18 protein-coding genes are annotated in these 24,428 nt (G+C 40.9%); 2 read left to right on the plus strand and 16 right to left on the minus strand.

Annotated features, from left to right (window positions below):
* Window positions 1-61 precede the first annotated feature (61 nt).
* Window positions 62-520 (minus strand): hypothetical protein, encoded by a 459-nt coding sequence (locus C8D97_RS14765; RefSeq protein WP_109764569.1) that lies wholly within the window; start codon window positions 518-520, stop codon window positions 62-64.
* A gap of 207 nt (window positions 521-727) precedes the next feature.
* Window positions 728-2,122 carry a Na+/H+ antiporter NhaA gene (gene nhaA / locus C8D97_RS14770; RefSeq protein WP_210204962.1) on the minus strand — a complete coding sequence of 465 codons (1,395 nt, stop codon included), beginning with the start codon at window positions 2,120-2,122 and terminating at the stop codon, window positions 728-730.
* A gap of 510 nt (window positions 2,123-2,632) precedes the next feature.
* Here nhaA and C8D97_RS14775 point away from each other — a divergent pair.
* Complete coding sequence (locus C8D97_RS14775) at window positions 2,633-3,505, plus strand: NAD-dependent protein deacetylase (protein WP_109764570.1); 873 nt, start codon at window positions 2,633-2,635, stop codon at window positions 3,503-3,505.
* 90 nt (window positions 3,506-3,595) lie between these two features.
* On the opposite strand, the gene chrA is transcribed toward C8D97_RS14775, so the two are convergent.
* The 13 genes from chrA to C8D97_RS14840 form a co-directional block, all read right to left on the minus strand.
* Complete coding sequence (gene chrA / locus C8D97_RS14780) at window positions 3,596-4,780, minus strand: chromate efflux transporter (RefSeq protein WP_109764571.1); 1,185 nt, start codon at window positions 4,778-4,780, stop codon at window positions 3,596-3,598.
* A gap of 109 nt (window positions 4,781-4,889) precedes the next feature.
* Window positions 4,890-6,095, minus strand: coding sequence for a permease (locus C8D97_RS14785; protein WP_109764572.1), 1,206 nt, complete (start codon window positions 6,093-6,095; stop codon window positions 4,890-4,892).
* A gap of 39 nt (window positions 6,096-6,134) precedes the next feature.
* A complete protein-coding gene (locus C8D97_RS14790) occupies window positions 6,135-6,608 on the minus strand; it encodes a YybH family protein (protein WP_109764573.1) in 474 nt (157 codons plus the stop codon).
* 47 nt (window positions 6,609-6,655) lie between these two features.
* Window positions 6,656-7,357 carry a MauE/DoxX family redox-associated membrane protein gene (locus C8D97_RS14795; protein ID WP_109764574.1) on the minus strand — a complete coding sequence of 234 codons (702 nt, stop codon included), beginning with the start codon at window positions 7,355-7,357 and terminating at the stop codon, window positions 6,656-6,658.
* 72 nt (window positions 7,358-7,429) lie between these two features.
* Window positions 7,430-9,310, minus strand: coding sequence for an NADH:ubiquinone reductase (Na(+)-transporting) subunit F (locus C8D97_RS14800; RefSeq protein ID WP_109764575.1), 1,881 nt, complete (start codon window positions 9,308-9,310; stop codon window positions 7,430-7,432).
* On the minus strand, window positions 9,310-9,921 hold the full coding sequence (locus tag C8D97_RS14805; protein WP_170115269.1) for a hypothetical protein: 612 nt from the start codon (window positions 9,919-9,921) through the stop codon (window positions 9,310-9,312). The genes C8D97_RS14800 and C8D97_RS14805 overlap by 1 nt, the downstream gene beginning before the upstream one ends.
* A 232-nt stretch (window positions 9,922-10,153) precedes the next feature.
* The gene (locus C8D97_RS14810; RefSeq protein WP_109764577.1) at window positions 10,154-11,056 is read right to left on the minus strand and encodes a copper resistance D family protein; all 903 of its coding nucleotides are present in this window, start codon (window positions 11,054-11,056) and stop codon (window positions 10,154-10,156) included.
* A gap of 45 nt (window positions 11,057-11,101) precedes the next feature.
* On the minus strand, window positions 11,102-11,464 hold the full coding sequence (locus C8D97_RS14815) for a copper resistance CopC family protein (protein ID WP_109764578.1): 363 nt from the start codon (window positions 11,462-11,464) through the stop codon (window positions 11,102-11,104).
* Window positions 11,465-11,503: 39 nt separating this feature from the next.
* The gene (locus C8D97_RS14820; protein WP_109764579.1) at window positions 11,504-14,620 is read right to left on the minus strand and encodes an efflux RND transporter permease subunit; all 3,117 of its coding nucleotides are present in this window, start codon (window positions 14,618-14,620) and stop codon (window positions 11,504-11,506) included.
* Entirely contained in the window at window positions 14,617-16,473 is a 1,857-nt protein-coding gene (locus tag C8D97_RS14825; protein ID WP_109764580.1) for an efflux RND transporter periplasmic adaptor subunit, read from the minus strand. The genes C8D97_RS14820 and C8D97_RS14825 overlap by 4 nt, the downstream gene beginning before the upstream one ends.
* On the minus strand, window positions 16,470-17,867 hold the full coding sequence (locus C8D97_RS14830; RefSeq protein ID WP_170115270.1) for a TolC family protein: 1,398 nt from the start codon (window positions 17,865-17,867) through the stop codon (window positions 16,470-16,472). The genes C8D97_RS14825 and C8D97_RS14830 overlap by 4 nt, the downstream gene beginning before the upstream one ends.
* 331 nt (window positions 17,868-18,198) lie before the next feature.
* Window positions 18,199-18,705 carry a hypothetical protein gene (locus tag C8D97_RS14835; protein ID WP_146196163.1) on the minus strand — a complete coding sequence of 169 codons (507 nt, stop codon included), beginning with the start codon at window positions 18,703-18,705 and terminating at the stop codon, window positions 18,199-18,201.
* A gap of 98 nt (window positions 18,706-18,803) precedes the next feature.
* Entirely contained in the window at window positions 18,804-19,025 is a 222-nt protein-coding gene (locus C8D97_RS14840) for a YheU family protein (RefSeq protein ID WP_109764583.1), read from the minus strand.
* A 182-nt stretch (window positions 19,026-19,207) separates the two neighbouring features.
* Between C8D97_RS14840 and C8D97_RS18045 the strand changes: the two genes are divergently transcribed.
* Window positions 19,208-19,411 carry a hypothetical protein gene (locus C8D97_RS18045; protein ID WP_146196164.1) on the plus strand — a complete coding sequence of 68 codons (204 nt, stop codon included), beginning with the start codon at window positions 19,208-19,210 and terminating at the stop codon, window positions 19,409-19,411.
* A gap of 297 nt (window positions 19,412-19,708) precedes the next feature.
* Here C8D97_RS18045 and C8D97_RS14845 read toward each other — a convergent pair whose 3' ends face one another.
* Complete coding sequence (locus C8D97_RS14845) at window positions 19,709-24,250, minus strand: PAS domain S-box protein (RefSeq protein ID WP_109764584.1); 4,542 nt, start codon at window positions 24,248-24,250, stop codon at window positions 19,709-19,711.
* Window positions 24,251-24,428 lie beyond the last annotated feature (178 nt).

Below are 24,428 nucleotides of genomic sequence, written 5' to 3' on the forward strand. Positions count from 1 at the left end.
TATGAGAGTAGCGTTAAAATACAATGTTATCCATTGCAGATTGCCGTGTCCCTAGTTGCGGTTAATTACCATCGGAAAATTCTTGCTCTAACTTTTTCATGGTATCAGACAATTCATCAAGTGAACGCTCAACACCATTGTTGATGGTTTCCCATGATTTTTCAGTTGCACTGTCTGCTTTTTTCATCCAGTGCGAAAGACGCTGCTTAGATTCTTTTAATGACGCTATAAGATATTGACGGCGATCATTCACATCATCGGATAACTCTTCGGTCTCACGCTCCATGCGTTGCTGATAGTAATCAATATCGCCATCGAGCGCGTCGAGTTGCTTTTGAAAAAACGCAGCGGTTTGCTGTCTTTTCTTGGCGGTGTATTCACTGATGGATGCCACCAGTTGATTCCACTGCTTTACAACATCATCACTGTCACTGCTGTTAGCGTAACCGTTATTCGATATTGTGAATGACAGTGCAACAGCAGCTATTAAAACCATTGATTTTGATACCATGCGAAACATACTGCCTCCTTTTTATTCACTTTTAGAGTGTTTAACACTCGTTATTAACGTTTATAAATTTAAGCAACAATATTTAAGCAACAGTTATGCCACCAATCAAATTACTATCAATTCCAGTTAATTTAATGCTAGTCAAAAACTATTAAAAGCTACTTAGGTTGAGTTCAACCAGTATCGCGGGCATATCAACACGTTTAGTTCTTTTGTTTAGTTGCTTTGTTTAGCTCTGGCATTTGCTATCAGCAACAAAATACTGCCTCCAATTGCTGAAAATAACGAGCCGGTTAGAACACCAATTTTGGCCTGTTTCAGCAACAGATCACTTTGTTCAAACGCAAGTGTTGCAATAAACAGCGACATGGTAAACCCAATACCAGCCAACCAGCCTACACCCACCAGCTGCATCATGGATAAATCCTTGGGTAAGCGGGCCAGCTTCAATTTAATGCCTAACCAGGCAAATAAACCGATGCCAATAGGCTTACCAATAAACAAGCCTAACAATATCCCCATCCATACGGCAGCATTAGGGCCACTTAACAAATTCCCAAGTGAAGCATCTGGCATGGTTACTCCCGCATTTAACAGTGCAAACACGGGAATAATAAAGAAGTAAACGCTGGGCTCAAGACGACTGGTCCAGTGCTGCAATGGTGTCATACTGAGTCGAGCAGACTCTTGTGCTTTTTCCACCAGCTGATGTTGTTTCGGCTTTTCATAAATGCTTTGTTCTTTTTTATCCATTCGTTCGAAACGATTAAGAAGCTTATGCATTTGAGAAGTAAACCAGCGCGACTTAACAGCCGGTTTAGAGGGAATAAATAACGCCGCAATTATGCCGGCCGTGGTTGCATGAACACCAGAGTGCAAAACCAAATACCAGAGTGCGATACCCAATACAAAATACGGTAAAGGCCGTCGAATGCCAGACACATTTAACAGAACCATTAGTGAGACGACCAACAAACCATAAAGTAAAGGCTGTATGGCAAGCGCATCGGAGTAAAATAAATTAATCACCAATACCGCGCCTATGTCATCCACAATCGCCAGTGCTGATAAAATAACCGCAGCCACCCCCGGAACTTTATTTCCTAATAAGGCCAGTAAACCTAAGGCAAAAGCGGTGTCGGTTGCCATAGGAATTCCCCAACCTCGCATTACCTCAGGATTAATAACACCCGAAATAGACACATAGATTAAAGCAGGAGCGACCATTCCTCCTAGAGCAATAATAAGCACTAATGACGATTGCGAAATATCTTTTAAATCGCCCACCATTAATTCACGTTTAATTTCCATACCCAGCAAAAAGAAGAAAACGACTAATAGTCCATCATTAACCCATTCTTTTAATGAGTGACTTAACGTCCAGTCGCCAAGCGATAATGATAAGGGCAGCTCACTTAAACCGTGATACATTTGTTGCCATGGGCTGTTAGCAATAAGCAACGCAATAACCGTTGCAATAAGTAAAATAATTCCGGATGAAACCTGACTGTCTTTAAACTTACGAACCGGTGAAGCAACTTTTTCTACAACATCTTCAAGTGGCGCTTCATCCCGATCATCGGGTTTTATATCAACAGACTTATCGCTCATGGTTTACAGTTATCCTCTTTGATAATTGTACAAATATGTGCTGGTAACTTATGTAAGCATCACCGTTGTTTTAAGTAATACCCAGTATGTTCATAAGCCATCACTGACCAATACTCTGCAATTATCCTAACACGTTACGCTAACGTCTTCTAATGACAGTAGTTTTACCACTCTATTCTGTTCTTGGGCTTTAAAAAGTAAAATAAGATTAAGCTTCCAAGCAATACCAGCTTTAGAAGCTAAATATTAACTATGACTTTACGTTAAAAGAAACTGTTTGGATCACACTTTGGCTCATTTAAAAATTATATAACATTAATACTGTTATGCCCGTTTTATGATTCATTAGTTATTAGCTCATTGCGACTACAGAAATGAACTCAAGGATAGTGTTTAGTCTATAATGGGATCACTGGCATCACCGCTCAGGTTTCGATAATATTTATTGGGTATTTATGTAAGCCACTTTTCTGGCATTCATCTCTTTTAAATAAGAAAAAGTACGGATTTATGACTATTAATAGCACCCATAGCACCCGTTTTAACCGACAACTTGATCAGCTGAATAAGTTACTGTTTTCTAACAAACCCTGGTTAGTGATCACAGGTGCCGGAATAAGTTTATCCTCAGGTATTCCTACCTACCGTGACGACAAAGGGCAATGGCTAAGAAGCGATCCAATACAGCATCAGGAATTTATTAGCGATGAACAAAAGCGCAAACGTTACTGGGCAAGAAGTCTTGTTGGCTGGCCTCCGGTTGCCAATGCCAAACCATCGGAAGCCCATCATTTATTAACAGACATGGAAAACAAAGGCTTGATCAGTGGTGTGATTACACAGAACGTCGATCGACTGCATCAAAAAGCTGGACTCAACAAAGTAATCGACTTGCACGGACGGCTTGATCGTGTTTACTGCTTACAATGCAATCGCTATGAAACACGCGACAGTGTGCAACATCGATTATTAAATATAAATCCTCACTTAAAACCTTTGGTCAATCATTCTGATAACATTGTGAAAGCACCCGATGGTGATGCCTATGTGGAAGATAAAGTAACAGAAACCATAAAGCTCGTAAGTTGCGAAACATGTCAGGGTGTCATTATGCCCGACGTGGTGTTTTTTGGTGGCTCGGTACCTAAGCATATTCATGAAGAAACCAATGCGTTATTTTTACAAAGCAAAGGGTTGTTGGTTTTAGGATCGTCATTAATGGTTTATTCCAGCTATCGTTTTTGCAAGCTCGCAAAACAATACGCAAAACCTCTGGTGATCCTTAATCGTGGAAAAACCCGAGCGGATGATCTGGCCGATCTGCATATTAAACAGGACTGCACCCTGATACTAAAACACTGTTTGGATGCTTATCAGAGTTAAATAGCAATGAGTAAATAGTATTATGACGATAGAGTTTATTAAATTTTATTCGAAATCATTATCCACAATACTAAGCACAAACTTTAGCGACTAAATTCCGATTAATGCACTCATAACACCAAAAGCAATAAATCCAAACACCAGATACATAACCGGTAACTTTAATCGACTCAACAGGAAAAAACCCACTATAACGGCCGCCATATCCTGACCATACGATACCGCATTAACAAATACAGGATTGTACAAAGCCGACATTAGTAACCCAACAACAGCTGCATTTATCGCAGCAATGGCTCCGGCAATTGCAGGCTTCTCGGCCCAGTACTGCCAGCGTTTACGTAAGCCTAAAACCAATAAAAAACCTGGCAAAAAAATAGCCAGTGTGGCCAAGGTAGCACTAACAAACGCATTCTCCGGCTCGACAACGGCGCCAAGATAAGTCGCCAGAGAAAACATTGGTCCGGGTACGCCCTGTGCTGCAGCATAACCAAGCAGAAATTGATCACTGGATATCACTTCGGAAAAACTTTGTTGCAATAGCGGTAAAACAACATGACCACCGCCAAACACCAGACTGCCAGAATGATAAAAACGCGCTGTCATATCCAGTAAAGGCCATTCTGTAGCATAGTTTCTGCTGACTATGGCCAATATAAACAGGGCGACAAATAGCAATAAGGCAGTGAATGCACTGCGTGACAACTTCGATGATACTTTGGCTGTAGTGCTTTTTGAGTTGGACACAGAAGATTTAAAGTAAGACGCGCCTATCAACGCCGACAACACCAGAATAACAATTTGTGTCCATAGATGAGGAAAGGTTAACAGTGCAGCCGTGGTTGCAATGGTAATGGCCATTAATGATCGCGTATTACAAAAGCTTTTCGACATGGTAATAATGGCATCGGTCACCACCACTACCGCCAGCAATTTTAAGCCACTGACAATCCCGGACAAAATCACATTATCACTGCTCACCGGATAAGCAGCCAATAGAAACATCAGTAGAAACGACGGTAAAGTAAAACCAAAGAATGCTGCAATACCGCCTGCAATCCCTCCACGGGATAAACCAAGGGCAAAACCAACCTGACTTGAACCGGGCCCAGGCAAAACCTGACTTAATGCAACCAGATTACCGTACTCTTGCTGACTCAACCATTTAAGCTGATGAACAAATACACGATTAAAGTAACCTATATGTGCAGCGGGGCCGCCAAAACTGACACACCCTAACAATAAAAACCGCCAAAATATTTCTAATGCTTTCATTTTTTTCTGATTACTTGTCAATGCTATGGTTATTATGCCGAAATAGAGAGCCTATAAATATGACAGTTTTGTTGCAACTTATAGTATTGCAAATTTTTACACTACCGCATCATATAAAGACAGGAATAATAAACACGCCTCCAATAAGCCAGATAAATGCGATGATCGACAATAAAAACAACAGCTTTTCGCTCAAACTTGAAGTCTTATGAGAATGAGATTGGGAGCGCATCCACCAAAAAATAAAGACAATCGAAAGCAAGATAAAGCTACCATTTAAAACAGCAGTATAATCCAGCTTAAAAAACTCTCGCTCCGTCACCTTGTCAATAGACTCAGGCGAAGGTAACGCATCAAAGGCAGCAAAACCATAATGCATAACCATTGATGCCATTATCAATATAATAAGAAAAGCCACCAATAAATACAGAGCCATTTTCCAACCGTAATATTGAGCTTGAATTCTTAGTACAGGAAAAACCACCAAGTCACTAAAAATAAATGCCATCACACCAGCAAAGCTAACACCATTACTAAAAAGTACAGCAGCCAGTGGTATATTTCCCATGGAACCAATAAATGTAAAAAAGGCTGCTACAGGCCCAACGATTGATTGCATCAACACTTCAAAGAATGATAAAGACTCTTTTCCTGCGCCCATAAACAAGGCTTCAAAAAAAGACGTAGGTACAAAAGCAGCAATAATACCGGCAACCGTAAATCCTATAGTGACATCCTTCCACACCATATGCCATTCCATAACGTATTTATGGCTGACTTCACGCCACCCCTCTAAAGTAGCAATTTTTTCCTTCCAATTTTGCTCCTGCTCTGAACCATCATCGCCTTGAGCTTGCTTTGCATTATTTCGAGCAGTCTTCTCTAAAGATTTTGGTAAGGTTAGTTTTACAATAATCCATAAAAATAAGATCAGTAAAATACCGCCCAAATATTCACCCACAACAAATTGCCAGCTTAAAAAAACAGCTATCACGATACCAAGCTCTATAACCAAATTTGTTGAGGCTAATAAAAAGGCCATTGAGGGTAGAAAACCAGCCCCTTTAGCAAACAATGCTCTAGTCGTGGATAAAGCACTGAATGAGCAACTGCTTGAAATGAAGCCAAAAAAGGTACCTAAAAACATACCCTTTCCTCCAGCTTCTCCCATACTTTTCTGCATTCGCTGCTTAGTAACGAACACCTGAATCATTGCACTGATCAAATACCCCAATCCAAATGCCCAAAACGCCATCCAGAAAAGGCCAAGTGACGTTTCAGCAGCTTGACTCCAAGTTTGTAAAAAAGCTTGCACAACTCTACCCTCTGACTTTTTATCTAAAAAAGTTAATATTTAGTGCGAGTGTTTCTTAGGCTTATAATCTCTTGTTGAAGAATGAGTATGAATGACTTTCCACTGGTCATTTACTTTCCTAAACAGGAATGTTTGATAGCCTTTTTTATCAAATTCTCGCTGGCTTTTACGTACTTTTCCTTTAACCCGGGTATCCGCCAATGCCCATGCAAAATTATTCTCTACATTAATTTCAATATTTGAAAAGTCTAATTCAAGATATTCTAGTGCATCTTTTTCTGGTTCTACGTGATGCATAACCAAATCATCAAGCCCTTCGTTTTGACCACCGGACTCTATGTAGCGTGCACCATCAAAATCCAGATAGTTTTCTCTAAATGGTTTTCCATCACCATTTTCCCAACCGTATTCAATGCCAGCTATAATTTTAGTAATCGCTTTTTTGTCATCAGCAAAAGCATTAAAAGAAACGCTAGAAACCACAAGTAAACAATACATTAATTTACACTTCATAATCTTATCCTCTATTTTATTGTTGTATTCTAGAAATCATTTAAACGTTAAATAAGTAACCACACGCCCATCACTGCCATCATGACATTTTCAGAAATACTGACCACACCCAAGGGCACATTGGAGTTACCGCCAATACAAGCACAACTTAAATCGGTTTTATCGATATACACGGCTTTAAATATTGAGACACCACCCACAAGACCGACGAATAGAGACACACTGCCAACAAGATTAGGCACTAAGCCCGATAAAAAGCCAAGCCCGGCAAATAGCTCTGCAAAAGGATATACCCAGCCATAAACAGGTATGGCTTTTGTGAGTAAGTCGTACTTTTTAAATCCCTCAATAAAGGCAGGAATATCCATCAACTTTAAACACGCTAATAGACACAGAGAAAAGCCCATAAACCCCATAATCCAGGTTTGGGTTGCCAAAGCCATTAAGGCCGCTGTTGAAAACACCGCAATAACGGGCAGATAGGATGTCTCATCCTCATCATCATCCACTGAGTCATTTAAATGTTCAGCGAGCTCTGTATAACCGCCAATCCGCTCGCCCTTAAGAAAAACTTGCGGCGTTGTTTTAACCTCGTGCTTTTCTTTAAATGCATTTTCTTCATCTTTATCAGAAAATGTATGGTCCTTGTACTCAATATTATTGTTATCCAGAAGTGTTACTGCCTTTTTACCCCAAGGGCAATCTGGCTTTCGATATATTTCATTAACGTTACTATCTTGGTTACTCATAACTTAGTCTCCTATTGAATAATAACAAACAGATTAACAACTTTATTTATCCAAATTCATATTGCCAAAAAATCATATTGATCCAAAATCATCAAATCGAACTTTAGAATCAGGCACATTAAATTGACTCAGTATTTTTAAGGTTGAAGACAACATTTTAGGTGGTCCACAAACATAAAACTGACAGCTGGGCAGTGAGTCATGTTGTTTAAAATATTGATATCTGGCGACATCGCTTATATTTCCGATTGCATAACGACTGTGCTGTTTGGCATTCGATAACGCAATCACCATCTGAAAATTTGAAAACTCATCGACTAGCTGACTTAATTTATCCAGATAAAGCACTTCACTTTCATCACGCACGCCATAAAACAATGTTATCTTTCGTTTACTGTTTAAAACATGTAATTGATATTCAATATGACTCATGAGTGGCGCAATACCAACACCACCGCCGAGCAAAATCATTTCATCATCACTTTGCTCGGCATAAAACTCACCAAAGGGACCACTTAAACTGACGTTATCCCCCGGAACCAGAGAAAATAGATAACTTGATCCTGCTCCGCAAGTATTAGAATCATCGGTTGGCACTTCTAACCGTACTAAAAAGGTTAACTCCCGACAACGGCCGGGCTTATCAACCATAGAATACGCTCGTTTGATAGCATCGGTTCGAACACCTTTTAGTGAGTTAATTTTATTGTCACGCCAATAATCATCAACAAAGTCTGGTCGTTGAATATAACTTAACTCAACACTGCCCTCTGGGCAGTGAAACTGCATATACTCGCCTGCTTGAAACGACAACTCATCGCCTTTATCCAACTCTAATACAATTTCCTTAACTAAAGGTGTTAAGAACCGACTGGCTGTTACTTTACCCTGTTTAACCTGTTGTTTTAATACTTGCTCCGGGAGCTCTACGGTCATTGCTCCTGTCACATCAATTTGACAACCTAACCGACAACCGTCTTTAAGCGCATTACGGGATAATATTTGGTGTTTATTGAATGAAGAACTCTGATGATTAAACTCGGCTTGCGGCAGCCGCACTTTGCATAAGCCACAGGTGCCACCTCCGCCACAGTTCGAAGGCAAATCAAACCCTTCTTTTGATAAAGCATCTATTAATGTTTGATTTTTTCGAACAAACACTTCAGTTTCAAAACCATTGCGACTGGTAATCTGGATCGGCACCCGTTTGTTTTTACCTGCAAGCACAAAGTCCTGTCGTTTGAATACCGAAAATAAGAGTAAGATACCCGATAAAGAAATAAACAATGTTCCCGCAGCTACAAAAATCACCAAGGCATTATTAAAATCGGTGCGGCCACTGTAATCCATAATATGCAGCATCCAGAAAATGTCGAACAATCGCCAGCTGTTGGTTTTTATATCAAGAAATTGACCATACTGATCAAAGTATAAAGCACTCTCTTGTTCATCTGAGACATCCACTCGCCAAACAGGCAAGTTAAAGCGTCTGTTTTCGAGTGTTCTTTCACTTTCCAGATTGGTACTAATAATTTTAACGTCGGGATAGCGTTTATTTACTTCAGACTCAATAACAGGTTTCGCAATGCGCTTTGATTTTAAAGAAACAACATCCAATAATAATTGTTCGTTGTTGTCTTCTATTAGCCACCATTCGGAGTTAAATCGACTGACTCTTTGTATACTAGAAGCATTTGGGTATTTTTTTAACACATCTGTAGGATCAACCTGCAAGGCAATTGAACTTTTTTCAGGCGTAGTCAGCAAATATCGACCACTAACTTCTTTATGATCAAGCCAGTTGAACATAAGTCCACTTAACACCCATAAAAACAATTGCAGTCCTAACAATAAACCGAGCCATTTATGGATGCGTCTTAACCAGAACACTGTATTGATATTCGCTTCGTTGCTTTTTTCTTGATAGCTTTTTACTTGAGCAGAGTTATTCATTACGCCACCTGCTTTTTATTACGGCGATGAAAACTGTAAAACAGTAACCAAAGTCCTGCCGTCACAAATATCAGTGCCGTTAGTGCGGATAAAAACAGTAAGTTATTATTAACATCGGATCGTTCATCATAATCCATTATGTGTAGCATCCAGAGGAAATCAAAGGCTCGCCAAATATCACTGCGCTTGCTTATGAGTGCGCCGGTAACAGGATGAAAATATAAACTGGCATTGAAAGCAGCATTAAAGTTTACTTGCCAGACTGGCTGATTACGACCACCAAGCTCCTGAGGGTACTGTTTTAATAAAACAGCCGATTGAACAGGCGCGTCATAGGCAAATTTTTTCTTGGCAATCATTGCAATATCATTTCGCGTAAGCGGCCTAACCTTCTCTAAAGTTTCACCGTCAAGATAAATCAATCCTTGTTCCGTTGTTAAAACATACAAAGCCTGATTTAGACGGCTGGTTAAGCGAACCGACGATACTGGTGCATACTGTTCTAATTCGGCTTGCGATATGGGCTGCCAGGAATACTGGTTCAGTAAAACTTCATCATCAGCTTTCAACAGATGATTACCGTGCACATTTGTCAGCGGAACAGCGGTCATATAAAGACCACTAACAATCCAAAGCAAAAGCTGAACGCTTAAAATCAAACCTAACCACTTATGTGTTTTTCTAACTAAAAACTTTATACGCATCATAATTTTATTCAATATTTTTATATCTATCTTGGTTTCAAGTATTATTTACATTACTTATTGATTTACTTGTTAGTCTGCTTTCAAAATAACAAATACACTGCATCATAAAGTGCAGCATTTTTTAAATAGCCTCAAATCAATGCATAGGGCCTACAACAGTGGATAGCACTGCAGTTACAATTACAAGCAAGAAAGCCAACCAAAACTCAATGCCAATTGAACGAGCTAGCACGTACTTAACATCCTTTACATCAGATGCATTATCACACTCAAGCCTGGGCACTAAAATTAGTTTATGGCGAGCCGCCAAACCAAGCAACAACAACACCAAAGCCAATTTAGTCAAAAGAAAGTTTCCGTAGGCTGATTTTAATAGCATTTGCGGTTCGGAAAGTAATGTATAAACAAGATAACCTCCCAATCCTACCAAGATTAAAACCATAGGCTGCGCAACTTTACTGAAGTCATTCATCAGCTTATGTAATACTTCAACTTTCAATTGATAACAAGCATGGCGTAATGCCAGCAAAGAGCCAATCCAGCTCAAAGCAATGACTACATGCACACCTAGAATCAATTGCATCCAACCAGATAGCCCTGCAGTATGTCCGATAAAACCAAATGACAGGCCGATGGCGTAAATCATGCCAAGGTATAATAATGCAGCGAATGCAATCGAGACTCGTTTTTTGCTAAACCAATAGATAGCCGCGGCCACAGATATCGAAAACAGAGCCATCAGTCGCCAACGGAATGAATCGCCAACGCCAGAATCCCAAAGCAGTGATATCATTTCAGTATCAAAAAGTCCTGTTATGCCTGATTCGGAAAAAGACCCAACACGTCCAAAAAAGTAAACACCGTTAAATACAAAGGCCATACCCACACCAGTAATAAATAGTCGGCGAATATAACCATGCCACTCCCTGTTGAAGGGCAAACGAATATACATCAAAGGCAAAGCAATTAAGAATGAAAAGCCTAAGTACAAAAACACTTTGCTGATTACTGAAACTAAATTCCAGATTGTTATATCCATAGCTTTGTTCTCTTACTGTTTACGAAAAACATTTAGCTTTATTATCTATTTTTTCTTTAATTCAAATGTAAAGTCTCCGGTAATTTTATGAGTATCCTTACCCATAACCATCCAGCTAACCTGATACTTACCGCTATTTAACACGGGTAATTCAACACTAAATGAAGATGCAAAGCCTTTATTTGATTCTAATAAAACTGGCACTTCATTTTCTTGATTATGGATCAAGGTTACTTTGATTAACTTAACCTTGCTTTTAAATTTTAGCTCAAGCTTGTCAGGCACTTCCGTCAAGACCGCCCCATTATCTGGCGAAGACGATGAAAGTGTCGAGTGAGCTAACGCATCAAGATTAAAGCCCCATACCACTAACAATAATGTCCAAAAAACTATCTTTTTAATATTCATAATTTAAACTCCTCGTTGAAGTTATCATCGCGTAAAACATTAAAGACTCAATTGTTTTTTACGCCATAAAAAATACACTGCGGGTAATACCAGTAACGTTAAAATAAGTGCAGAAACCATGCCGCCAACCATTGGCGCTGCTATTCGGCTCATCACTTCTGAGCCGGTTCCGGAACCATAAAGTATTGGCAGCAATCCAATAATAATGGCGGCAGCGGTCATCATAACCGGGCGAACACGCATGCCAGCACCTTCTAATACGGCTTTCATCAATGACTCTTTTGAGATTGTTTCTGTTGTTTGGTTTGCTGTTAACTGCTGATAGGATTGATTCAAATACACCAGCATGATTACCCCTATTTCTACCGCGACGCCGGCCAGAGCAATAAATCCAACGCCAACCGCTACCGAAAAGTTAAAGCCGTGTAGATACAGTAACCAGATACTGCCAACCATTGCCAATGGTAATGTCCCCATGATGATGGCCACTTCAGTGAAATTTCTAAAGTTGAGATAAAGCAAAATAATTATGATGGCCAAGGTTAACGGCACCACATAGGTTAGTTTCTCTTTTGCTCGTAGCATATACTCGTACTGACCGGACCAGTTAAGCGAATAACCGGCCGGCAACTCAATATTGTCAGCGACGTATTGTTTGGCGTTTTCCACATAACTGCCAATGTCCACATCATCAATATCGACAAAGGTCCAACCGTTAATCCGTGCGTTTTCACTTTTAATACCGGGAGGCCCATTGTCGATTGAAATATCGGCAACATCGGCCAGAGAAATTCGCTGTCCGTCGGGTGTCACTACCGGCAGCACAGCCAATTGTTCTGGCGATTGACGATACCCTTGAGGGTAACGAATATTAACCGGGTAACGCTCCTGCCCTTCTACCGTTTGCGTAACATTCATACCACCAATCGCTGTTGCAATAACCTGTTGAACATCTGCAATGTTTAAACCATATCGAGCGGCCTGCTCGCGTTTTATATCCACTTTAATATAACGCCCGCCGGCAACTCGCTCGGAATACACAGAAGCGGTTCCTGCAACGTCCATCAAGTGTTGCTCCAGTTGTTGACCTATCGACTGGATCACATTTAAATCAGGGCCAGCCACTTTTATACCTACAGGTGTTTTAATGCCGGTGGCCAACATATCTATGCGTGTTTTTATTGGCATAACCCAGGCATTGGTGACTCCCGGAAACTGCACCAATTGATCCAACTCTTTGATCAGTTTTTTAGTGGTCATGCCATCACGCCATTCAGAGCGAGGTTTTAACTGAATAAAGGTTTCGATCATGGTGAGCGGTGCCGGATCCGTCGCAGTTTCAGCTCGTCCCATTTTGCCAAATACATTCCTGACTTCGGGTACTGTTCGAATAAGCTTGTCGGTTTGTTGCAACAGTTCTCTTGCTTTACCAATAGAGATCCCCGGGTAGGTAGTGGGCATATACATAATATCGCCTTCATCCAGTGGCGGAATAAACTCACTGCCAATTTTATTCACTGGCCAAAGTCCTACCAATAAAATAACCGCCGATAAGGTTAGCGTTGTTTTCGGGTAAGCCAATATTTTTTTTAATACCGGAATATATCCCGCAATTAACACTCGATTAATTGGATTTTTATGTTCGGCTATGACTTTGCCGCGAATAAAATAACCCATTAACACCGGCACTAAAGTTATCGCCAGTGCAGCTGATGCGGCCATGGCATATGTTTTGGTAAAGGCTAATGGCGAAAACATTCGACCTTCTTGCGCTTCCAGGGTAAACACCGGCACAAAACTAACGGTAATGATTAATAAACTGAAAAATAATGCCGGCCCTACTTCACTCGATGCTTTTGCGACCACTTGCCAACGGTTTTCATTGGTTAATGGCGTCCTTTCCATGTGCTTATGCATGTTTTCGATCATCACAATGGCACCGTCAATCATCGCACCAATGGCAATAGCAATGCCACCAAGCGACATTATATTGGCGTTTAAACCTTGCCAGTGCATCACTATAAACGCGGTTAAAATACCCACCGGCAAACTGATAATGGCTACCAGTGATGAACGCACATGAAACAAAAAGATCATGCAAACCAATGCGACAACGGCAAACTCTTCCAGTAATTTAAACCACAAGTTTTCTACCGCATTTTTGATCAATCCGCTGCGATCATACACGGTGACAACTTCCACACCTTCCGGCAAACTTCGTTTCAGTTGTGCTAATTTTTCTTTTACGCCATCAATGGTTTTTTGCGCATTTTCACCAAAACGCATCACCACTATGCCGCCAACCACTTCACCTTCTCCGTTCAGTTCAGCAATACCACGACGCATTTGTGGCCCAATGCTGATATCGGCAACATTTTTAAGCAACAGAGGTGTGCCTTTTTTATTTTGTCCTAAAGGTATATTGCCGATATCCTGCGTGCTTTTTAAATAGCCAGTCGCTCGCACCATATATTCGGCTTCGGCCATTTCAATCACCGAGGCGCCTATTTCCTGATTCCCCCGTTTGATGGCCATTTGAATATGGCTGAGTGGAATGTCGTATGCGCGCAACTTATCAGGATCCACTCGCACCTGATATTGTTTAACCATTCCGCCCAGTGCCGATACTTCCGAAACACCGGGCACGGTTTGCAATTCATACTTTAAAAACCAGTCCTGAATACTTCGCAGCTGGCTAAGATCATGTTGACCGGTTGGATCTGTTAATGCGTAAAGATAAACCCAGCCAACACCGGTGGCATCAGGCCCCAATTGTGGCTTGGCATTATCAGGTAAATCCGCCGCAACCTGACTTAAGTATTCCAGCACACGACTCCGTGCCCAATAGAGATCCGTATCATCATCAAAAATCACATAAACATAGGAATCGCCAAAAAAAGAAAAACCGCGTACCGTTTGTGCACCGGGCACAGATAACATTGCTGTCGTAAGCGGATAGGTCACCTGATCCTGAACCACCTGCGGAGCTTGACCGGGATAAGATGTCTTGATGATCACCTGAACATCGGATAAATCAGGGATCGCATCCACCGGTGTATTTTTAAGCGAATAAGCGCCGGCGCCAATCAGTAAAATAGTTGCAAGCAACACAAAAAAACGATTGCTCACAGACCAGCGAATTATTGACTCAATCATGCTGTTAGCCCTTTGTCGTGTTTTTGTTTAATTTCTGCTGAGCGATGATGCGAATGGTCCATGAGATCTATTTGTTGGTTCAAATTTATTGACGAATTATCTTTCGCTTGCGACCGACGATGGTGAAATCCCATGATAACAAATCCATCGTCGGTAACTTTAAACGTAAAGTGCACTCTGTCACCCGGCTTAAATCCCTCAGTACTCACTCCCGGCTTAAGTTTAAAATTAACGGTGGCAGCATCACGCCCCCACTTTTCAATCGCATCGCGATAAATTCGAATTGATTGCTCGTTGTTATCAATCGACAATACATCACCTTTAACTCGCGCTGTATTATTGGACGATTCAGTGGCGTCACTAATAGCTGTAATGGTGTAGTTATTATTTTTCTGTCGGGTGATTTCAATACTGATTTCTTGCTCAAGTTTAATACGGGAAAGATCAATGGCTTCATCAATGGAAAAATCCATGGTCATTGCAGGCCAGTCCCAGGCACTAACAGATTGATGGGTTGCATTAACGCTTCCGGCTTCAGCATTAACCGAATGAATCACGGCATCCACCCAGATGTTATTCACTAACGTCTGTTTGCTTTCCATTCGTTTAAAGTCCGATGATTTGCTTGACTCCGAATCAATTAAAAATTGGGCAGAAGTGACCACACGATCGCCCTCTATAAGCCCCGACAAGACTTCAATATACTGCTGACTTGATTTACCCAGAGTCACCGCAACGGATTTAAATTGGTTATCGTCTAATACAACCACAACCCGATTTTGATTTTCAGTTCGAATGACCGCTTCTTTCGGTATGGCTAAAACAGGTTGTTCTGTTTTAGAGTGGATCATAACCTGAGCAAACATATTCGGCTTTAATGCTCTGTCAGAATTGTTAAACACCAGACGAAGCTGTAATGTTCTGGTGGCTTCGTTCAGTACCGGATAAATAAAATCCACCTGTCCCTGCCATTTTCGCTCGGGCAAAAAGTCCAGTGTCATGGTGACCTTATCGCCCTGTTGCACAAAAGGCACCTGTCGTTCAAACACTTCGGTTAGTACCCAAACTTGAGACAAATCACCAACCGACATAATTTTATTGCTGGGCTGAACAAAAAAACCTTCCCGAATACTCAGGTTATCAACGATTCCACTTTGTGGCGCATAAAACACCACTCGCTGCTTAACCTGACGAGTTTGCTTTATCTGTTTTATAAACGAGGCATTAATATTAAGCGACGTTAATCGTTGTTCAGCAGCCTTAATTAAGGTTGTATTGTTACGTTGCATGGCTAACACTAATTCTTCCTGAGCGTTAACCAGTTCTGGCGAATAGAGTTCGTACAAGGGTTGACCTTGCGTTACAGTTTCGCCACTGGATTTAATGTAAAGTTTTTCAACCCATCCTGAAACGCGTGGATGAATGTGAATTAGTTTATTTTCATCGTACTGTACATAGCCCACGGTTGAAACCTGACTGTTTAGATTGATTCGCTCAACCGTTTCTGTACGAACGCCAAGATTGTTCACAACATCCGGATCAATGGTTACAGCACCGGCGACTTTTTCAGCGCCCTTATCGTCTGCGTAAACGGGAACCAAATCCATTCCCATAGGCGACTTGCCCGGCTTATCCCGTCGATAATTATCATCCATGGGCGCAACCCAATACAAAGGCTTCTGTTCGCCAGATTGAGTTTTAGCACTGTCTTTATTAAATAATGATAATAAATAACTTGTAATAATAGTAATCACAATACCAAGCAACAGGCCCATTAATAATGGCCCTAGCATTGTTCTTCCGTTTGACAGTACTTTTAATTGAGCGGTTTTGTTTGCTTTTAATGAGTTCATGGTTGCGCTCCCGCATTATTCTTTAATTCAGAAGGTTCACTGGATAAATTACCAGTGTAAAATATTTGCTTTGCGTTTTTGGCTAAAAAATAATTTATTTTCAAAATGCTTTTTTGTTTCTCAACGGACAACATTAAGAAATCTATTTTTGCATTAAGCTCTGCAATTCTTGCTCGCACCACCTCGGCAAAATCACCATCATCGTTGTTGTAAGCAATCAATGCCGATTCAGCCTGCTGATTGATTTGTGGCAATAGCGTCTCTTTATATAGAGTTTCTCGCTCCATTAGCCGGCTTAAACTTTTATACTCAGACTTAAAGCCAGCAATTAATTCACGAAGCTTTAACCAACGAGCCACTTTAATCGACTGGTTTTTTTTGGTTTGCGACTCAACTTGTTTATCTTGTTTGTTCGCAGTAAATAAGGGTAAGTCAAAAGAAACACCCACCGAGAAAAAATCGGAACGCGACTGCCCGGTTAAACCATCTTCTCGATAGCCATAATTTGCGTTAACCATCCAGTCGGGTTTGTAAGACTGCTTTGCCAACTCAATATTGATGTTACTGACGGCAACTTGACTGTCAATTAAACGAACCGATGGATGCTGTAAGAACAAGTTAAAAATGGTTTCCTCACGCAAGTCATTGAGCTCTGTAACAGCCTGCTTTTGAATCAAGCTTAATTCAGGCAACTCAGATCCAAGGGTGATTTTTTCTGAATGGCTATTTTCGCCATAAGAAAGCCCTTGCGTAGCATTTTTTAAAAGTGCATGGGCGTTGCTAATAAACTGATTGCCTAGCCAGCGTTGAATACTTTCTTTTTGCTGCTCCTTCATCTGTTGCAGTTTCAATAAACGATCATCAAGCCGGGTTAACTCAAGTTGCGCCCGAACAATATCCTGTTGACGCACGCCCCCCATGGTTGATGAATATCGCGACTCAGCAATGCTGACTAACTGCGTAAACAAAGAACGGTTTTGATTAATTAATGCAATACTTTGTTCGGCCAGAAAATGTTGCAACCATAAAGAGCCTACAGTTACCACTAACTCTGCCTTACGTTGTTCTCGAAGAATAGGTTGCTGTTGTGCCATTTGTTGCAACTTTTTATGTTGCAACTCAAGAACATCACCTTTGGGAATAACTTGTGTTACCCCCACCTTAAACTGGGTCATTGGCTCTTGCGCAAACTCAAAACTGTCAGTAGGTAAATTGGCCAAACCAAGGGAAAGCTTGGGATCAGGCAATGAATTTGCCGCAACAGACTCGGCTTCCATGGCGCTTTGCTGCATTTGATTGGCTAATATCCAGAGATCATTATTAAGAACCAGTTCCAGAGTTGTTTTGAAATCCGGTAGCGATTCATTGCTGTTGAATGGAGCCTGTTTACTCATGTCAATTGCGTCGCGTTGAGCTGCCACTGCACTTAGTGGTGTCAAAACACCTATAACAAGCACCATGAATACACGTATTAACAAGCAGTTCGTATCAGACAGAATTCGCTTTAAAGCCATAGTTATAAAAATCGTTCGTTTAATCATCATGTTCATTTACTCACATGCCCATAAAAGCTAGAGATCTATTTAGAAGCCATCTCAAATAGAATTCATCTCAAAAAAAGTAACGCTAATAGTATTTTTTTAAAACCACTGTAAAAATAATACACAAGCTAGCAGGTTAAATAGATACCTGTACATTGACTATTAATTTACAAGGACTATTGAACTAGAGGATAGGAGGACGGAATAACGGAGAAGAATAGGCAATTAAAAGCGCAGGTGTTTGCACTAATGCCGACTGGGTTGAGTTAGAATCAATAACACTGGCCATATCCAGGCAGCAAATGGCAACGCCGGAACAAGCCGTCATGGTGCAAGATGCGCCGTCATCGCAACAGGACATTCCACCTGATGAGTCATGATTTGTAATTAAAGAGTCGGTTATGGTTGAAGAATCTTTGTTGGCAGAAAAAGCATGTTTGGTTGCAGCCGATGTAGACATCGACTCGGCAGTATGGCCTGTGTGTAGCGGGTCTGATGGCTCAGACATCGTCTCTGTTTTCATCATATGAGAATTCATCGTATGATCATCCATCATATGACCATCCATCGTAGAACCATCCATCACATGGCTACTATCCATAGCGACACAAACATGACTCGCACCACTCCACGACTGCACCGATTGTGCCGCCACAAGTAGAATTAAAATTAATAGAGTCTGTTTATACACCTGATGTAAGCTGCCTTTATGTTGTATGACAAAATTACTCTATCGTCGCTAAAACGCAGTAATTAAGTGACTTTATGATACCACTTCCGATTAAAAGTTCAATCAGCAGCGTATTTTGAGCTCTCAACTATGGTGACCGTCTCATTGGCTTCACTCCACTCAATAACAGCATCACCAGAAGCCAGTTGACGTTTAACCTGATCAGTCCACTGTTGCATATCCGCCGACTCCATCTGGTAATCTTCGAGTTTTTCTAAAATATACTCTTTTATTACGCTGTTTAGCGTGTCGGGTTCAAGTTGTTGCCAGGGGATAATCATTGACTAGGACCTAGTGCTGCTTTCAAAGATGGGCTAATAAGGCAAATTGTAGAGATGCACACATTAATAAACAAGTGTAACGATTATCCATATGATGAATAACTTGGCTTGACTTTAAGCTCTTGGCAAACAGACAGTGTATCTTTGTCATAGTTGGTTTTTCTGATTTTCCTGGTTTTAGAGTGACTCAATTAAGCTCAAAATCATTCATGCCGCACACATCCACTGGCATGGACGCCAGTGGAAGTTATTGTCAGCCATGGAAGGCTGTCAATAACGGTGTGTTGACAGGTATGAATGATTTTGAGATACCCGAAGGGCTTAATTGTTGGAACGCAGGGCCTTTTATTCCGGGCATCCTGCCCTCCACCTTTCAGGCCAGCTAACGCTGTTCAAATTCGTTCCCGACGAATTTGTGCCTTCTTTTTGGCTAAGCTACATGGATGTAGTGAATGCAGTTAATGCAGGAGCAATTAACTGCCAGAAAAAGAAGGTCGCCTGAAAAGGCGAAATTGAGGCGATGAAATAAAAGTAATTGTTAATCTTTTCTTTGATTCAAGTTTTTAAAATATCGACTGTCCACTTAAATTGCGTTTTCATATTACTGCCAGATCGAATTATACTTTATACAATTTAAATCTATTCATTTGAATCGGTACTTGAAAATAAACATGCCCCATAACTTACACCATCATATTTCGTAGCCAGCTTTGCATTTTTTCAGCAAGCTTTTCCATATCAATTGGTTTAGCCAGATAGTCACTCATTCCGGCGGCAAAACATTTTTCTTTATCGCCTTTCATGGCATTTGCAGTCAAAGCAATAATTGGAATAGTTGATAAAGCTGGACCAAGCTCGCCCTGACGAATGTGCTTTGTGGTTTGATAGCCATCCATCTCCGGCATTTGGCAGTCCATCAAGATCAACAAATAATGATCGTGGGACTTCTGTTTCAGCATATCTAAAGCCTCTACACCATTATTGGCAATATCGCTGGCAATCCCCATTTTTTTCAACATGGCCTGAGCCACCGTTTGATTAACACGATTATCTTCCACAAGAAGCACGCGTTTACCTTCCAGTTGATGTTCTGTTAATTCATCCAGTATCAAACCGGACGACTTACGACTGATTAACGAATCTAATACTGTATTTTTAAACACCCCTTCGTCTTTAAGGGCATCGTTTAATCCATCCAGCAGTTCCGATGGTGTTGCTGGCTTGGTAATATAAGCATCAAAACTGGTATTGGAATAAAACTTCTTCTTTTGATGCTGCTTAACCGTTGCCATAATAATTAACTTTATATCATCACACGCATTATCGTTTCTAATCGTGTTACCCAATTCATCACCGGGCAAATCTTGCAAGCTCATATCGATCAAAATAATGTCCAAAGCGGTTTTATTATCTTCTACTATTTGCAGGCCTTGTTTAGCGGATGAGGCGGTGGATATTTTTGCTCCCCATAAACTCAATTGCTCTTCCAACATCTTACGGTTGGTATCATTGTCTTCAACGATTAAAATATGTTTATTGGTTAGGTAGTGTCCGCGCCCATCCAGATTATTATGCGCTTTGTCAGCAATACCAATATTAATTTCAAAACTGAACTCACTGCCCTCGCCCGGCTCACTTTTAACATCAACTGAGCCGCCCATAAGATCACACAACTGCTTAACAATAGCCAAACCTAATCCAGTTCCGCCGTATTTACGGGTTGTTGATAAATCTTCCTGAGTAAAGGCTTCAAACAACATGGACTGTTTATCTTTATCGATACCAATGCCCGTGTCTTTAACGACACAATAAAGTCGATTGACACTCTCACTCTGCTGTCGGACTTCAATAAATACAACCACTTCACCATCGGAGGTAAACTTTACACTATTACTAATAAGGTTGGTCACAACCTGACGTATACGCAGCGGATCACCAATCAGTAAGGGAGATTCTATTTTGCTTGCATCTAGGATCAACTCAATATTTTTTTCTTCAGCTTTTATTGCCATCGACTGAATTAAATCACTGAATAACTGCAGCAGGTTAAACTCTATGTGCTCAAGTGATAACTTCCCTGCTTCAATTTTAGAAAAGTCGAGAATATCGTTAATTATATGCAATAGAGATTCCGCAGAGGAGTGAGCCAACTCAACATGGTGCGCCTGCATTTTTTGTAACTCACTATTTTGCAGGAGGCTTAACATTCCCAGAATACCGTTCATTGGCGTTCGTATTTCATGGCTCATACTGGCTAAAAACTCACTTTTCGCGTGAGCTGCCGCTTCTGCGGCTTCTTTTGCTTGTACCAGTTGTATTTCAGTTTTATTGCGTTGATCCGTTGTATAAATACCGCCAACTAAAGTGCCCAGCGATATTAAAAAATTCTCTTCGGCCTGTGTCCAGATACGTTTATCGTGTCGATGTTCGGCACAGATAACGCCAACAATTCCACCGCTGCCAGGAATAACCGCGTCCAGCATGGAAACAATTTTATTCGGCTTTAAATAAGCCTCAGCCATATCCTTTGTTGCTGGGTGATTAGTTGCGTCATTAACAGAAATTAGCGCCTGAGAATGCAGTGCTTTAAAATACGAAGGATAATCTTTTAATCTTAATAACTGACCATCAGTTAATGTATCTTCTTGTCGATCGAACAGAGATATGCATTGCAAATTTTCCAAGTTTTTATCAAACAGCCATATACTGGCCCTGTCCACATTAATGGCATGACTGACCAGCTCACTGATTACACCTTTCGACTTTTCCAGATCACCAACTAATACAGCATTATTGACGGTCAATGTCGCCAGAACTTCATTGTGGCGAGCTATGTTATCCCGTTCCAACTCATTATTCTTGCGCTCAGTAATGTCCTGAAATGAACCGACAAGTTGTGTGCATTTTCCATCCGCCACAATAGCTTCGCAACTTACCGATAACCAAACTGACTGTTGATTATTATCAATAATTTGTAATTCGGAATCGAATCCTAGTTGATTATCGATGGATAACTGTATTTGCTCGGTCATTTCTGAGCGATGCTCTCCTGCTTTAAAGAATGACAACATCGAAGATAAGTCCGGCTGGTAATCACTGGCGACAGCAAATAGTTTTTTTGCAACATTCGACCAGTAAACGTCTCCCGAGTCTACATAAAGTTCCCATGCGCCTATTTGAGCTTGCTCGCTCATATTTTCAAGCATTTCTCGATGATGCTTGAGTTCTTTTTCAGCCAGTTTACGATCGGTTATATCAATTGCTGTCGCATAAAGTTTATTACGCGCTAAGTCTGCCGATGCATGCCACATTAAGTCCAGATAATTGCCGTACTTCGTTTTTATTTTATTTTCAATACCAGTGATTGGCTGGCCACTTCCTAGCGCATCGGCAACCGCTTTATTAATTTTCTTATCTTCGCTATGAACAAACTCAAGAAAAGATTTACCTATCAACTCTGATTCGGAGAAACCAAGTTTATCAACAAACGTTTGATTAACTTTTTGTAAGACACCGTTATTGTCGGTGATGCACATAAAACTGTTGGTTTGCTTAAAAAAGTTTTCCACCTCTTGTTTTGCAGATAATAGTTGCTGCTCTTGTTGCTTACGTTCAGTAATATCCCAATGAATACCAATCATTCGTTTAGGTTTACCATTATCTCCCCTGTCAACCACTTTACCGTTGGTGTAAACCCATACCCAGCCGCCCTGTTTGTGTTGCATTCTAACTTCTGCACGAAAACTTTTGGTTATACTATCCCAGTGCTGTTGAATTTTTTCCTCTGCTTGCTTTAAGTCATCAGGATGACAAAGGGCTTTCCAGGTATCGTAATTAGTTGGTGATAACTCAACAAGGTTGTAGCCCAATATTTCAGCCCAACGCTCATTGAACAATACCTGGTTCTCTTCAATGTACCAATCCCATATGCCGACTTCTGTACTATCAACAATGAGTTCAAGTTGCTCACTGTTTTCACGTAATATACGCTCTCGGATTTTTCGTTCAGTGAGATCCTGAATAATTGACCAGACATATTGTCTATCATTCGCTTCAAACAATAGTCCATTGATTGATACAGGATATTCAGTACCATCCTTACGCTTAAACGTATCTTCATAAGGCCCATAAACACCAGCTTCCTGCATCAACTGTTGTGACTGTTGTTCTTCTTCCCCATTGGCAAACAATTTCCAATAATTAAATTGGTTAAAATCTTCCTTGCTGTACCCTGTATTTTTTTCCAAAGCGTCATTCACATCGATAAACTGGCCAGTTTTGAAGTCGGTGAGAGCAATGCCCAAAGGCGATAAATCAAATAAAGCCATTAAACGTTGATCTGCTTGCTTTTGCTGTAGCAATGCTCGAAATAAAAACCAAAGAAAGGTAATAACGGCCGCACTAATAATGATAATAAGAAAGCGAATCGGCCAAATTACGCTGGCCAGTGACTCCCAGCCATTTTTAGGTACGACGTATATATTCCAGCCTCCGCCAGGAAAATCCAATTTAAAAGAGACGGGATCTTCTGCTAATAAATCCGCGTTGCCGCGAAAAAACTCGCCCTTATCCCCCAGCCCATGTTTTCCTTGATAAATAACATTATATTTTGACTCAAGTTCAAACATGCCACTGTCCTGATAGACTTGCTCTATATCCAGCACAACGGACAATAATCCCCAAAAGTCTTCATTATTTTCACCGAGAAAAACCGGGATCCGCGCAATAAGCCCGGTTCCACCCTGCACTAGTTCTAATGGCCCTGCCATTACTATGTCACCGGTATCGCGAGCCTTTAAAGCCGTTGTTTTTTGAGTAGGGTGTGTGCGGAAGTCAAGTCCTATGGCCGCTTCATTACCTTCCAGAGGGTATACCATTTGTATGACCATATTGGGTGCAGCGCCAATATTACGTAACTGAGATGTCCTGCCAAATAAGGGTTTTGCCACCTTAGAAAAACGCTGTTGGTCGATTGTTGGATCAGACGTCACCACAGACACCAGCCCACGTACCAGTTGCATATTAGAGATTAAGACGCCTTCCAGACGGGCCCTGTAGGTGCTCACCTCATCGACCACTTCGCTGCGGTAGTTGGCTATAACGCGCTCACGATTAATAACATCAACAACCCATGCAACGGCTATCACCAGCAACGATAAGGCCAGTAATGAAATCTGATATTGCTTTTTTCTTTTTCTGGTGCTGGATGTAGCAGTTTTTTCCATGAAAATCAGGTCTAATTTTTTGATATTGTTAGCTTTTAATCATAGTCGAGGCAGCGGCAATTGCCACTGAAAACCTATCATAAATTATCCTCTCAACAGCTTCTTATTGCGCGTTCTGCCGTGTTTGGTACTATCCAGTCACAATATAAGCCCATAGACATTCTATCGACCGCTGATT

Origin of the sequence: Pleionea mediterranea (assembly GCF_003148745.1) — a bacterium.
Classification (GTDB): domain Bacteria; phylum Pseudomonadota; class Gammaproteobacteria; order Enterobacterales; family Kangiellaceae; genus Pleionea; species Pleionea mediterranea.

What these genes read in the sequence shown, in the direction of transcription:
- C8D97_RS14815 (WP_109764578.1), bottom strand. Translation starts at nt 11,464, where the DNA reads ATGAATATTAAAAAGATAGTTTTTTGGACATTATTGTTAGTGGTATGG.
- C8D97_RS14800 (WP_109764575.1), bottom strand. Translation starts at nt 9,310, where the DNA reads ATGAATAACTCTGCTCAAGTAAAAAGCTATCAAGAAAAAAGCAACGAA.
- C8D97_RS14845 (WP_109764584.1), bottom strand. Translation starts at nt 24,250, where the DNA reads ATGGAAAAAACTGCTACATCCAGCACCAGAAAAAGAAAAAAGCAATAT.
- C8D97_RS14840 (WP_109764583.1), bottom strand. Translation starts at nt 19,025, where the DNA reads ATGATTATCCCCTGGCAACAACTTGAACCCGACACGCTAAACAGCGTA.
- C8D97_RS14790 (WP_109764573.1), bottom strand. Translation starts at nt 6,608, where the DNA reads ATGAAGTGTAAATTAATGTATTGTTTACTTGTGGTTTCTAGCGTTTCT.
- C8D97_RS14830 (WP_170115270.1), bottom strand. Translation starts at nt 17,867, where the DNA reads ATGAGTAAACAGGCTCCATTCAACAGCAATGAATCGCTACCGGATTTC.
- C8D97_RS14805 (WP_170115269.1), bottom strand. Translation starts at nt 9,921, where the DNA reads ATGACCGCTGTTCCGCTGACAAATGTGCACGGTAATCATCTGTTGAAA.
- C8D97_RS14820 (WP_109764579.1), bottom strand. Translation starts at nt 14,620, where the DNA reads ATGATTGAGTCAATAATTCGCTGGTCTGTGAGCAATCGTTTTTTTGTG.
- C8D97_RS14775 (WP_109764570.1), top strand. Translation starts at nt 2,633, where the DNA reads ATGACTATTAATAGCACCCATAGCACCCGTTTTAACCGACAACTTGAT.
- C8D97_RS14825 (WP_109764580.1), bottom strand. Translation starts at nt 16,473, where the DNA reads ATGAACTCATTAAAAGCAAACAAAACCGCTCAATTAAAAGTACTGTCA.
- C8D97_RS14810 (WP_109764577.1), bottom strand. Translation starts at nt 11,056, where the DNA reads ATGGATATAACAATCTGGAATTTAGTTTCAGTAATCAGCAAAGTGTTT.
- nhaA (WP_210204962.1), bottom strand. Translation starts at nt 2,122, where the DNA reads ATGAGCGATAAGTCTGTTGATATAAAACCCGATGATCGGGATGAAGCG.
- C8D97_RS14795 (WP_109764574.1), bottom strand. Translation starts at nt 7,357, where the DNA reads ATGAGTAACCAAGATAGTAACGTTAATGAAATATATCGAAAGCCAGAT.
- chrA (WP_109764571.1), bottom strand. Translation starts at nt 4,780, where the DNA reads ATGAAAGCATTAGAAATATTTTGGCGGTTTTTATTGTTAGGGTGTGTC.
- C8D97_RS14765 (WP_109764569.1), bottom strand. Translation starts at nt 520, where the DNA reads ATGTTTCGCATGGTATCAAAATCAATGGTTTTAATAGCTGCTGTTGCA.